An 11,896-nucleotide genomic window follows, 5' to 3' on the forward strand; every position below is an offset into this window, starting at 1 on the left:
CAATGCCAGCGCCCCCCGGCTGCGGTAGCCAAGTCGCCATGTCAGGGCGCAGGGCGGGCGTGTCCTGTCGATGGATGTCAGCGTGCTGGGCGACCCAAGCCAACCTGCAGATATCTCGAAACATGACGTGGCCGCAGCCGGAGGGCATTCCATTCAGGACGCCATCGACAGCGGGGATGAGAACACGGCCATGCAAATCATGGCCACGGGCGGAGCAATCCTGGCGGCCGAGGCACATTTGGAAGGCAGGATTGATGGGGTACTTGTTCTGGGCGGCACCATGGGCACCGATGCCGCGCTGGATATCTGCTCGGCGCTGCCGCTTGGTGTACCCAAATACATCGTCTCGACCGTATCATTCTCGCCTTTGATCCCGCCGGAACGCCTACCCGCAGATATCCAGATGATCCTCTGGGCAGGCGGGCTCTATGGGCTGAATTCGATCTGCAAATCCTCGCTCAGCCAAGCCGCCGGTGCGGTGCTTGGCGCCGCCCGCGCGGTCGAAGCGCCACCGCGCGACAAGCCGCTTGTTGGCATGACGTCATTCGGCAAGACGGTCCTTCGATACATGGTGGCTCTCAAGCCGGAACTGGAAAAACGCGGGTTCGAGGTGGCGGTTTTCCATGCCACTGGCATGGGCGGACGGGCGTTTGAAAGCCTTGCAGCAGAAGGGCGCTTTGCCGCCGTTCTTGATTTCGCCCCGCAAGAGGTCGGCAACCACCTCATGGGATCCAGCATCTCGGCTGGTGCCGACCGGATGACAGCTGCAGGGCTGTCCGGCACGCCCCAGATGGTCTCGATCGGCTGTTACGATCTGGTGGATTTCGTGGGCTGGCAAGAGGTACCCGGAAAACTGGTCGGCCAAGAGATGCATGCCCACAACCGGCTCCTGTCCTCTGTGATGATGACCGCCAAACAGCGCCGCGCCATGGCTCGCGAGATGTGCCGCAAGCTGGGCACGGCCACTGGCCCGGCAACGTTCCTGCTGCCAACGCAAGGTGGCAATGAATGGGACCGCCCCGGTGGGCCGCTCTGTGATCCTGATGGACTTGCCGCTTTCGTGGATGAAGTTCGGGCGCAGTGCCCTGATAACGTTCGGCTGGTCGAAATCGACGCGCATATCAATGACGTGGCCTTTACTGAGACAGTCCTTGAGACCTTTGATCAGTGGATCGCCGACGGCCGTGTAAAATGACACGACCCGAATGATCTGCTTGGCTATCGATCAGCCCGCAGATGCGGAGCATGAAGAGTTTGCGCTGCACTCAGTGCGTCGGAATTGATGAGACTGGTGTGGCCGTGAAAAGCCTTTAGTCAAGTCGACAGTTTTTGCTTTACGGTGCTCGCCGCGCAAAGCATTTTTCACCTATGAAAAAGACGTCCTCACGCTCCTTTATCTCTCGTGTCCGCGCCAGCATGGGTGAACTGCACCCCACTGAACGCCGGCTTGCCGAAACCGTTTTGAACTTTCCGGGCGATATGGCGGGCTATACGGCATCCGAAGTCGCCAAATTGGCGGGGGTATCGAACGCGACGGTATCGCGCTTTGTCCGAAAGATCGGATACGCCTCTTATGACGAAGCGCGGCGCGACGTGCGCGACGCCGGGCAAACAGGTGCAGCGATCTTGCGGTTGGGAGCGTCCGGCGCGGATGGCAAGCACTCGATCGGCACACATCTTGAGCAATCTCGCAGGAACCTGGAAAAAACCTACGAGGAGCTGGACAACGGCGCGGTCACCGAAATCGTCAAAGCCATGCACGCTGCGCCCAAAGTTTGGCTTGCGGGATATCGCGCGGGATACCCGATGGCGAGCTATCTGGCATGGCAAATCGGTCAGGTGCTGCCTTCGGTTGGAGTGATCCCGAAACCCGGTGAGACCTTGGCCGAAACTGCCGCAAGCTTTTCGGAAAAGGACGTGCTTGTTCTGCTTGGATTGCGCCGCAGCTCGAAAGCGGCGCAGACAGTTGCCGAAGCCGCACTGAACGCGAAGATGCACGTTGCAGTGATTGGCGACGTGGCCGAGCTGCTTGCCCTCCCGGTGCGGTGGCGGTTTGCCTGTTCAACCGTTTCAACGGGCCCACTCTTGAACCACACCGGCGTGATTGCCTTGTGCAACCTGATTGCGACGCGGACGCTCGAACTTTCGGGGCCCGATGGGCGAAAGAGGATGGAAGCGATCGAAGAGCTTCATGATCGAATCGGCGAACTCTGATCACCCTTCGGGCTGATGTATTGTCAGCCATCTGCAAATCATTGGCGCGTGAGTGGGGCCAGACTGCCCATTCGTTGTGCATCGCGGGAAATCCGCCTCCGAAACAGCATGAAAAATATTGTTCTCAAAAATAAGTATATGAAATTCTGTTTTCACAAGTTTCACCTCGATGTATCCCGTTCGATAGGAGAACCGCCCGATGACCCGGAATTTCTTGTTCGCCAGCGTCGCTGCCATTTTACCCGCCGCTGCCTCGGCAGAAGCTGTACTTCAGATCAACTCTTCGCTGCCCGAAGGGTCGTTCGCCCATGTGTTCCTGCAGGAATACGAAACCCGTCTTGAAGCCGCCGCACCGGGCGAAATTGACGTGCAAATCTTCATGTCCAACACCTTGGGCAAGGAAGAGGATGTTCTGCAAGGTCTGTCCCTTGGCACGCACCATGCGTCTCTGTCGGCCTCGGCCGTATCTCAGATCAACTCCCGTACAGCGATCTTCGATCTTCCCTATCTGTTCGAAGACCGCGCCGCAGTGCAGGCCTTCGCCGCCAGCCCGGCGGGCGAAATGCTGGCCGACGGGTTTGACGGCACCGGCATGGTTCTGGCCGCTATGTGGGACAACGGTTTCCGCCAGATCACCAACAAGGTGCGCCCGATCGTGGTACCGGCCGACCTCGAAGGCCTGAAGATCCGCACTCCCACCAGCAAGCAGCGCGTAGAGATGTTCAACACGCTGGGCGCAAACGCCACGCCGCTGTCCTTTGGCGAGGTCTATTCCGCGCTCGATCAAGGCACCATCGACGGGCAGGAAAACCCGGCGAACGTCGTCGACACCGCCAAGCTCTACGAGGTGCAGGGCTATATGTCCCTGTCGAACCACGTTTACCTGCCGACCTTCCTTGTGTTCGGTGAGCCGTTCCTCGCCAGCCTTGATCCGGCCCTCAAGGAGACCGTCATGAGCGTGGCGCAGGACGTGGCCCCCTGGACGTTTGAATGGGGTGAGAACACCGACGCCGAAACCATTGCGGCACTGGCCGACAAGATGGAGATCAACGAGATCGACTTCGCCGCCTTCCAGGCCGCATCCGCCCCGCTTTATGCCAGCCCGACCTTTGTGGACGTGATCGGCGAAGACATGATCGCAGCAACCAAAGCCGCGCTCGGCATCGAGTGAGGCGCAACGATGGATCGCTTGGCGCACCTGATCGACGTTCTTGACCGCTGGACAACAGCCGTACTGGACGCGCTTGTGGTCGCCATGGCGGGCCTTCTTCTGATCCTCTTGAACTGGGCAGTCTTCGCCCGGTTCGTTCTGAACGACAGTGTGTCTTGGGGCGAGGAGCTTCCGGCACACATCCTCGCCGCGTTGACCTTTATCGGCGCGGCCTACTTGACCCGCACCAACGAGCATTTGGGCTTTGACGCGGTGCTCAGGGTGATGTCCCCTACCCTAAAACGCATTTTCACCGGCATGAACCTCATTCTGATGGGCGGGTTCGGGGGCTTGATGGCTTGGTATGGAGGCATCGCCGCCCTGAGCTTCGGATCACGGACGCTGATTTCGGTCGATCTGCCTATGGTTCTGTTCCGGGGCACGATGGCCGTGGGGGGTGTTCTGATCCTGATCTTCTGCGCCGTCCGGCTGGTCGGCATCGCAACCGGGCGCGTCTCGCCCGATGACCTTCTTCCCGAAAGCGACGCGTGATGTTCCTTGATCCCGGTTGGATGATCCTGATCCTGCTTGTCGTGCTGCTGATCGCAGGTTTGCCGATTGCTTTTGTGCTGGGCGTCACGGCGGCGACGATGATCCTGCTCGATCCTGCGGTGGTGCCGCAGATCATCGGCTTGATCCCGTTCGGCGGCGCGAACAACTACCTTCTGGTGGCTGCTTTGCTGTTCATGATCGCGGGCGAGATCATGAACCAGGGCAAGATCGCGGAAAAGCTGATCGCCTTCGCGTCGTCACTTGTGGGGCACATCCGGGGTGGATTGGCGCATGTCAACATCCTGACATCGCTCTTCTTTTCCGAAATCTCGGGCACCGCCACATCGGACGCCGCTGCCATCGGATCGGTCATGATCCCGCAGATGCGCAAGCGCGGCTATCCGGCCGCCTTTGCAGCCGCCGTCACATCGACATCAGCTACGATGGCTATCATCGTGCCCCCGTCGCTGAACCTGATCCTATACGCCTATGTCGCGAACGCCTCGATTGCCGAGCTGTTCGCGGCGGGCATTCTGCCGGGCTTCATGGTCTGCGCCCTGTTGATGGCCACAGCATATATCATCTCGGTCAAACGCGGTTATCCGACTGAAGGGGAGTTCTCGCTCAAGCGGGTTGCCGAAACCGGCAAGGACGCGGCAATCCCGCTGACCCTGCCGATCCTCATCCTCGTCGGTATCCTCGGCGGAATTTTCACCGCGACCGAGGCCGGAGCCATCGCCGCTTTCTGGTCAATCGTACTGGCCGCACTGGTCTACCGTACGGTCAAGCTGGGTACATTGATCGACACTCTACGCGTTGCGGGCAAGCGGTCGGCAATGCTAATGTTCATCGTTGCCACCTCGACCCTGCTCGGTTGGTACCTGACCAACCAGCGCATTCCACAGGACATCGCGCAGGCAATCCTTGGCATTTCGGAAAATTACTGGGTGGTCCTTCTGGCGATCAACGTTTTCTTCCTGCTGGCAGGAACGATCATCCATGGCACCCCCGCGATCCTGATGCTGGTGCCGATCTTCCTGCCGCTGGCCGATCAGCTTGGCATTGACCGCGTGCATTTCGGTCTGATCCTCACGATCAATCTTGGGATCGGACAGCAGACCCCGCCGGTGGCATCGGTCGTGCTGATCACCTGTGCGATTGCCAAGATATCCATCGCCAAGATCATCCCGTCGATGCTGGCGTTCATCGGGGCGATGCTGATCGCGTTGATCCTCGTCAATCTGTTCCCGGCGATTTCGCTCTGGCTGCCATCGGTGCTGATCTGATGCGGTTGCTCGTCATCAATCCGAACACGTCGCAGGGCATCACCGACCGCATCGGGCAAGCCGCGCAGAGCGCGGCGCAACCGGGGGACCGCATAACCACCCTGTCGGCTGCGTTTGGCCCCGAACTGATCGTCACGCCCGAAGATGGGATAGAGGCTGCTCGCGGGGTGGTCGAGACGATCCGAAGCCAGCCAGTTCTGCCAGACGCGATCATTCTGGCCTCGTTTGGTGACACAGGCGCGGAGGACGTTCGCGCCCTCTGGCCCGACATTCCCGTCATTGGCATTGCCGAAGCCGCGTTTGAAAGCGCGCGTCAGATGGGCGGACCTTTTGCAATCGTAACATTTGCCTCTGAAGTCGCGCCGCCGCTCCGGGACAAGGCAATCGAGCATGGCGTTGGCGATCAGTTGATCCGCGTCGCGGCGCACCCCGAAGTTCTGCAAGGCGATCCGGCAGACGTGGCCGATGCCTTGTTCGAAGAGCTGCTCGATCTCTGCCGTGCCTGCGAGCGCGATGGCGCACAGGCGATTGTCATGGGGGGCGGTCCGCTGGCCGGTTTGGCCGCGCGGATCGCACCACTCTGCGGTGTTCCGATCATCGACGGCACGGTCGAGGCCATCCGGCACATCCGCGACCGGATCACCAATCAGGCGCTGCTTTCGCAAACGGCTGAAACACGGTCATGAGTGTTCAGGTCGTCACTGCGCGATGGATCGTCACCGGCACCTCTGAAAATGGTGACATCGAAACGCTCGACGATGCCGCCATTGCGTTTGAAGACGGGGTGATCCTCGCGGTCGGGCCGCAAGCGGACATCCTCGACGCCTACCCCGACGCGTCGGTCGTGACCTACCCGCACCATCTGATCATGCCCGGCCTCATCAACGCGCATCACCATGTGGGGCTGACGCCTCTCCAACTGGGTGCGCCGGACTCCCCTCTGGAGCTTTGGTTCGCGGCGCGACTCGCCATTCGCAAGGTCGATCCCTATCTCGACACGCTCTATTCCGCGTTCGAGATGATCTCGTCCGGAGTTACGACGGTGCAGCACATCCAGGGCTGGGCCATTGGTGGGCTGGAGGGAGTCATCGGTTCGGCCAGTCGCGTGCTGGATGCCTATGACGACATCAGGATGCGGGTGTCCTACTGCTACGGCGTGCGCGAACAGAACCGCTTTGTCTACGAGGATGATGCCGCCTTCTGTGCGCGCCTTCCGTCCGAAACCGGCAAAGCCATGGCCGCGCATCTGCAACGGCTGACCATGCCGTTCGAGGATTTCCTGACGCTTTTCGACCATTTGACTGCAACCAAAACCTCCCGCCGCGCACGTGTGCAATTAGCCCCGGCAAACCTGCATTGGATGACCGATGACGGGCTCTTGGCGCTGCAGGAGAAATCGGTGTCGGCCAATGTGCCCATGCATATTCACCTGCTCGAAACAGCCTACCAAAAAGAATACGCCTACCGGCGCACCGGTACGACCGCCGTGCGCCATCTGGAAAAGCTGGGATTGCTGGGTCCGCATATGACCATCGGCCATGGCGTCTGGATGACCGAAGACGACATCGAGATCTGCGCAGGAACCGGCACCTGCATCTGTCACAACTGCTCGTCGAACCTGCGGCTGCGGTCCGGTGCCTTGCCGCTGATGGACCTGATCAAGCGCGGGATGACCGTTGGCATGGGGATCGACGAAGCCGGGATCAACGATGATCGCGACATGCTGCAGGAACTGCGCATGGTGCTGAACCTGCACCGCATTCCCGGTATCGACCCGGCGGATGTGCCCTCGGCTGGCAATGTTGTGCGCATGGCGACCGAACATGGCGCGCGCACCACGGCCTTTGGCACCGAGATCGGACGGCTGGAGCCGGGACGGCGGATGGATGCGGTAATCATGGATTACGACAAAGCCACCTACCCATACCAGGATCCGGATATCGCACCGATGGTCGCGCTCATCCACAGGGCCAAACCCAAGGACGTGGACACGGTGATCATCGAAGGAGACGTGGTCTACCAAGACGGGCGGTTCACTCGGATCGACCGGGATGCCATCCTTGCCCGGATCGCTGACGCGCTTTCGAAGCCGCGCGATGCGGATGAATTGAACCGCCATGCCTTGCGCGAGGCCGTCTTCCCGACGGTTAGGGCGTTCTACGACGACTACCTTCAGAACACGGCAGATCGCAGTCCGTTCTACAAAGCGTCATCCCGCCGGTAGACGCGCACCCTGCGTCAAAGTGACGGCGATTGACGTTTCTCCATGATGGCGGCATGACCGGGTTCACTCTTGTTCAACCAAAAGTGTAGCCACGGTCCAGCATGCAAAACCTTTCGGAAACCTCCAAGGCGGCGGCGGAGCGTGTCGCCTCGATCCTACGGGATCGGATCGTCAAAGGTGAACTTGCTCCCCTGGATCGTTTGGTCGAACGCCGCCTGTCTGCAGAATTGGACGTGTCGCGCACGCCTGTCCGCGAGGCCCTGAAACTGCTTGAAGCCGACGGGCTGATCGAAATCACGTTGCATCGGGGTGCCTTGGTGTCGGTCTTCGGGCCTGACGAGGCCGTCCACCTGTTCGATGTGATTTCAAGCCTTGAAAGCCTTGCTGCAGAACGACTTGCGGAAGATATCGGACCTGACAGCCTGCAAGAGCTTGAAGACTTGCATGGCACCATGCTCGAACAATTCCGCGGCGATCGGATCAGCGATTATTTCGATACGAATACGATCATCCACGATTTTATTGTGACCGGATGCGGAAACCCGATTGTGATCGAGACCCATCGCCGTCTGATCGCACGGGCGCGGCGCGGGCGATTCATGGCGATCATGAACCGGGATCGGCTGGAACAGGCGGTTGGTGAACACGAGAGCTTGATGCAGGCATTTCGGTCCCGCGACCCCTTGGCAGCCGCCAATATCTGGAAGACTCACCTCCTGCATACAGGTGAAACACTAGCCGAGTTTCTGGGCCGTCAGGGCGACCAGAAAGCACGCTGATTCCATACAGCACAATTATTCCCCCCACCCTGCGCATTCGCCCAAACATGAGGCAAAACCGTGTTTTGCCCTGCGACTTTCCTATAAAAATATGACTCCCCCAAAATGGCATGCCATTTTTTTCAAGAATGAAAACATCCTGAGGGGGGATTTAAAGATGAAGACAAGAACCAAGGGCGACCTATCCCGCCGGTCTATCCTGAAAGGCTCGGCCTATGCCGCGCTCGGGACACTGGCGACACCGGCACTCCTGCGGGCGCAAGGCTCTGAGATCGTGATTGGTTGCGCCGGATCACACACTGCATGGATGGAAGAGATCGTCATCCCGCATATGAAGTCGACCATCGGCGCGGACATTCTGTTCGAGGGCACCAAATCCTCGGTGAACCTCGAAAAGATGGCGTCGAACAAGGACGCGCCTTACCTGTCGGTGGTCCAGATGGACGATCCGGTGATGATCCAGGCGGTCGAGGCAGACCTTCTGACGCCAATCACCGCCGACGCGGTGCCGAACATGACCGACCTGCGCCCTGACGCGGTGCATATGGACGGCATGTGGTGCAACTACGTCCAGCCATGGGCGGGCGTCGCCTACAACACCGAATTCGCACCGGACGGCGTGCCATCCTGGACGACGCTCTGGTCGCCCGAAGCCAAGGGTCAGGTGATCATTCCATCGCTTCAGAACACCGAAGGCATGTGGACACTGTTCATCGCAGCGATGCTTGGTTCGGGCAAACCCTTCTCGGAAGCGCAGTATGAAATCGACGCGGCGTTCACCAAGCTGGAAGAGCTGAAACCGAACCTGTTGTCGGTCTACACTACCATGAGTCAGGCCTTCAATCTGCTCGAACAGGGCGAAATCACGATGCTGGCGGGCAATTTCTCGTCCTATGCCCTGCCCCGCAAAAACGAAGGTGTACCGGTCGACCTCGCCGCGCCGTCCGAAGGGATTTTTGCAATGCCGTCAGGCATTTGCCTTGTCAAAGGCGGCCCCAATCCGGAACTCGCACAGGCCTATGTCAACGAAATGCTTGGCCCTGACATGCAATCTGCCATTGCCGATTTCGCGTCCTCCGTCCCGGCCAACACCACCGTGACCGCAGGCGCGATCATCCCCGAAGGCGTGCCGATCTATTCGCCCGACTGGGCCTTCGTCGCCGCGAACCGCCGCGAGTGGATCGAACGTTTCGACAAGCTGATGGCCCTCTGATCCATGCAGAGCTCCGCAGGGACGGAGCCGGACAAACGCGCCTATCTCGACGTTGTCGGCGTCGGAAAGGCGTTCAAGGGAACCAGCGTAATGTCCGATATGGACTTCCGCGTGGCGAGAGGAGAACTCGTTTCTCTTCTCGGCCCCTCCGGCTGCGGCAAGACCACATTGCTGCGCATCATCGCCGGGCTGACCTCGGCTGATGCGGGTGACATCCTTCTGGACGGGCGCGCGATCACGCGGGTGCCGGCGCATCGCCGGAACATCTCGGTCGTGTTCCAGAGCTACGCGCTTTTTCCGCACCTGACCGTTGCGGAGAACGTGGCATTTGGACTGCGGGCGCGGAGCGTCCCCAAGAGCGAGATCGCGCCGAAGGTCAACGAGGCGCTGCAACTGGTGCGGATGCGCGACTTTGCCGACCGCCCCGTATCGGCGCTCTCCGGCGGTCAGCAACAGCGCGTGGCGGTCGCAAGGGCGCTGGTGGTCGATCCGGTGCTGCTGCTTCTGGACGAGCCGTTCTCGGCGCTCGACCGCAAGCTGCGCGAAACGATGCAGGTGGAACTGAAATCGCTGCTGCGTGATCGGGACATGACGGCGATTTTCGTGACCCACGATCAGGAAGAGGCGATGGGCGTCTCAGACCGCATCGCGGTAATGAACGCGGGCAAAATCGAACAATTTGCAACCCCGTCCGAGCTTTATGCCCGGCCAAAATCGGCATTCGTCATGGACTTTGTCGGCCTGTCCACGCGCCTGCGCGGACAGGTTCAAAAGACGGATGGTAGCGTCATGCAGATCGAAACGGCCAATGGGCTTGTCCTCGCCAAAGGTGCGCTGGGTGTTGGCAGCGACGTGACCGTGGGCGTCAGGCCCGAATTGATCTCGCCCGGCGCTGGTGAGAACACGATCAGCGTCACACTCGCGGATGCGATGGTGCTGGGTGCGAAGACCCAGTTGCACGGGATGAGCCATACCGATGACCGTCTGCTCTGCGAGGTGCCGGGCATCCAGACGGCCCTGACCCGCGGGCAGGACGTGACATTCGGCTGGTCGGTCAAGGACACGCTGGTCTACGAGGCGCACCGCTGATGCGCCGCTTGGAGCATATCGGGCTGCTTGCCCTGCCGGGCCTGACCTTTCTTGCGGTGATCTTCGCCCTGCCGCTGCTGATGCTGCTGCTCAAGTCGTTCCAGATCGACGGGCAGTTCTCGCTCGAGGAATACCGCCTGTTCTTCAGCGACGACTACAACATGTCCGTGCTGTGGCGGACGCTGCGCGTCGCCGCTCTGACGACACTCCTTGCTTTGCTCATCGCCTACCCCACCGCCATCGCCATGTCGCGTGCCAATGGGATCTGGTTGTCGATCTTCCTTGTTGCCATGGTCTTGCCGATGTCCGTTGGCGTTGTGGTCAAGGCCTTTGCGTGGTCGATCATCTTCCGGACGCGCGGAGTTCTCAATGACATGCTGATGTCGCTCGGGGTGATCGATGCGCCGATCCGCATGCTCTTTACCGAAACCGCGCTGATCATCGGGGCGGCCAACGTGTTCCTGCCCTTCATGGTGCTGCCGATCTATGCCGTGCTGCGCCAGATGGACAGCCGCCTGCCCGAGGCTGCGGCCTCGCTTGGCGCGGCGCCCGTCTTCCGCTTCTTCAACGTCACGCTGCCCCTCAGCCTGCCGGGTGTGGTGGCGGGATGCGCCTTTGTCTTTTCGCTTGCCGTGTCGATGTACGTGATCCCGTCGCTAATCGTGGGCGAACGTCAACAAACACTGTCCATGCTGACCGCGCGCTCCTTCCTCTACCTGCGAAATGAAGCATTGGGAGCCACGATCTCGTCCATCTTGCTTATCATCGCGATCTCTGTCGTCCTGGGGTCAAGCTGGCTGGCCAACCGTCTGGGGGCGCGGCAATGACCGGGACGGACCGTCTGTTTCTAGTGCTGAGCTGGACGATTGGCCTCTGCTGCGTGGTGTTCCTGATGCTGCCCATCGTGATCACCGTCGCGGCGTCTTTCACCTCATCGTCGGTCTACACGCTGCCGCCCCCCGAATGGTCGCTGCGCTGGTATCGGTCGCTGCAGGAACGATCCGGATTGTGGGAAGCAGTGAGTTTGTCGCTCAACCTTGCGCTGGTTTCGACAGCAATATCGTTGGTGTTGGGCACTCTCGCGGCTGTTGCGGTCGCGCGTGGCCAGTTCCGGGGACGTGAGGCAATCGCCACGTTCACCGTATCCCCGCTGATGATGCCGGGGCTGGTAGTCGGCGTGGCGCTCTTGCAGTTCTTCCGCGAGATCGGGCTGCGTGATGCCTATTGGTCTCTGCTGCTGGGCCATATCGTGATCACCCTGCCCTTCGTGATGCGCACCTTGCTGGCGTCGATGTCGGCGTTCGATTTCTCGCTGGTAGACGCCGCGCGAACGCTGGGTCTGTCCTACCCCAAGGCCATTCTCAAGGTGCTTGTGCCCAATCTGGCCCC

At 60.3% G+C, this 11,896-nt stretch carries 11 protein-coding genes and 1 pseudogene; all 12 read left to right on the forward strand.

Annotation, left to right across the window (positions count from 1 at the left end; genetic code table 11):
• Nucleotides 1–40 precede the first annotated feature (40 nt).
• A pseudogene (locus tag JJ869_RS09390) lies at nt 41–1,195 on the forward strand (Tm-1-like ATP-binding domain-containing protein); the annotation flags it as partial.
• 173 nt (nt 1,196–1,368) lie between these two features.
• Entirely contained in the window at nt 1,369–2,214 is an 846-nt protein-coding gene (locus tag JJ869_RS09395; protein ID WP_292266463.1) for a MurR/RpiR family transcriptional regulator, read from the forward strand.
• Between the two features lie 199 nt (nt 2,215–2,413).
• Nucleotides 2,414–3,385, forward strand: coding sequence for a TRAP transporter substrate-binding protein (locus JJ869_RS09400; RefSeq protein ID WP_292266466.1), 972 nt, complete (start codon nt 2,414–2,416; stop codon nt 3,383–3,385).
• A gap of 9 nt (nt 3,386–3,394) precedes the next feature.
• Nucleotides 3,395–3,916, forward strand: a complete 522-nt coding sequence (locus JJ869_RS09405; protein ID WP_292266468.1) for a TRAP transporter small permease — start codon at nt 3,395–3,397, stop codon at nt 3,914–3,916.
• The gene (locus JJ869_RS09410; protein WP_292266470.1) at nt 3,916–5,202 is read left to right on the forward strand and encodes a TRAP transporter large permease; all 1,287 of its coding nucleotides are present in this window, start codon (nt 3,916–3,918) and stop codon (nt 5,200–5,202) included. The genes JJ869_RS09405 and JJ869_RS09410 overlap by 1 nt, the downstream gene beginning before the upstream one ends.
• Nucleotides 5,202–5,888 carry an aspartate/glutamate racemase family protein gene (locus tag JJ869_RS09415; protein ID WP_292266473.1) on the forward strand — a complete coding sequence of 229 codons (687 nt, stop codon included), beginning with the start codon at nt 5,202–5,204 and terminating at the stop codon, nt 5,886–5,888. The genes JJ869_RS09410 and JJ869_RS09415 overlap by 1 nt, the downstream gene beginning before the upstream one ends.
• Nucleotides 5,885–7,426, forward strand: a complete 1,542-nt coding sequence (locus tag JJ869_RS09420; protein WP_292266475.1) for an amidohydrolase family protein — start codon at nt 5,885–5,887, stop codon at nt 7,424–7,426. The genes JJ869_RS09415 and JJ869_RS09420 overlap by 4 nt, the downstream gene beginning before the upstream one ends.
• Before the next feature lie 101 nt (nt 7,427–7,527).
• Nucleotides 7,528–8,205, forward strand: a complete 678-nt coding sequence (locus tag JJ869_RS09425) for a GntR family transcriptional regulator (RefSeq protein WP_292266478.1) — start codon at nt 7,528–7,530, stop codon at nt 8,203–8,205.
• A 157-nt stretch (nt 8,206–8,362) separates the two neighbouring features.
• Nucleotides 8,363–9,418, forward strand: a complete 1,056-nt coding sequence (locus tag JJ869_RS09430; protein ID WP_292266480.1) for an extracellular solute-binding protein — start codon at nt 8,363–8,365, stop codon at nt 9,416–9,418.
• Nucleotides 9,419–9,421: 3 nt separating this feature from the next.
• The gene (locus JJ869_RS09435; protein ID WP_292266481.1) at nt 9,422–10,507 is read left to right on the forward strand and encodes an ABC transporter ATP-binding protein; all 1,086 of its coding nucleotides are present in this window, start codon (nt 9,422–9,424) and stop codon (nt 10,505–10,507) included.
• Nucleotides 10,507–11,334, forward strand: a complete 828-nt coding sequence (locus tag JJ869_RS09440) for an ABC transporter permease (RefSeq protein ID WP_292266483.1) — start codon at nt 10,507–10,509, stop codon at nt 11,332–11,334. The genes JJ869_RS09435 and JJ869_RS09440 overlap by 1 nt, the downstream gene beginning before the upstream one ends.
• Nucleotides 11,331–11,896, forward strand: a 566-nt coding sequence (locus tag JJ869_RS09445) for an ABC transporter permease subunit (protein ID WP_292266486.1), incomplete at its 3' end; no start/stop codon positions are given. The genes JJ869_RS09440 and JJ869_RS09445, both read left to right, overlap by 4 nt.

The organism is Marivita sp. (genome assembly GCF_017643905.1).
GTDB lineage: Bacteria > Pseudomonadota > Alphaproteobacteria > Rhodobacterales > Rhodobacteraceae > Marivita.

Coding starts and splice junctions, on each gene's coding strand:
- JJ869_RS09425 (WP_292266478.1), top strand. CDS start 7,528: ATGCAAAACCTTTCGGAAACCTCCAAGGCGGCGGCGGAGCGTGTCGCC.
- JJ869_RS09415 (WP_292266473.1), top strand. CDS start 5,202: ATGCGGTTGCTCGTCATCAATCCGAACACGTCGCAGGGCATCACCGAC.
- JJ869_RS09395 (WP_292266463.1), top strand. CDS start 1,369: ATGAAAAAGACGTCCTCACGCTCCTTTATCTCTCGTGTCCGCGCCAGC.
- JJ869_RS09410 (WP_292266470.1), top strand. CDS start 3,916: ATGTTCCTTGATCCCGGTTGGATGATCCTGATCCTGCTTGTCGTGCTG.
- JJ869_RS09405 (WP_292266468.1), top strand. CDS start 3,395: ATGGATCGCTTGGCGCACCTGATCGACGTTCTTGACCGCTGGACAACA.
- JJ869_RS09435 (WP_292266481.1), top strand. CDS start 9,422: ATGCAGAGCTCCGCAGGGACGGAGCCGGACAAACGCGCCTATCTCGAC.
- JJ869_RS09420 (WP_292266475.1), top strand. CDS start 5,885: ATGAGTGTTCAGGTCGTCACTGCGCGATGGATCGTCACCGGCACCTCT.
- JJ869_RS09430 (WP_292266480.1), top strand. CDS start 8,363: ATGAAGACAAGAACCAAGGGCGACCTATCCCGCCGGTCTATCCTGAAA.
- JJ869_RS09440 (WP_292266483.1), top strand. CDS start 10,507: ATGCGCCGCTTGGAGCATATCGGGCTGCTTGCCCTGCCGGGCCTGACC.
- JJ869_RS09400 (WP_292266466.1), top strand. CDS start 2,414: ATGACCCGGAATTTCTTGTTCGCCAGCGTCGCTGCCATTTTACCCGCC.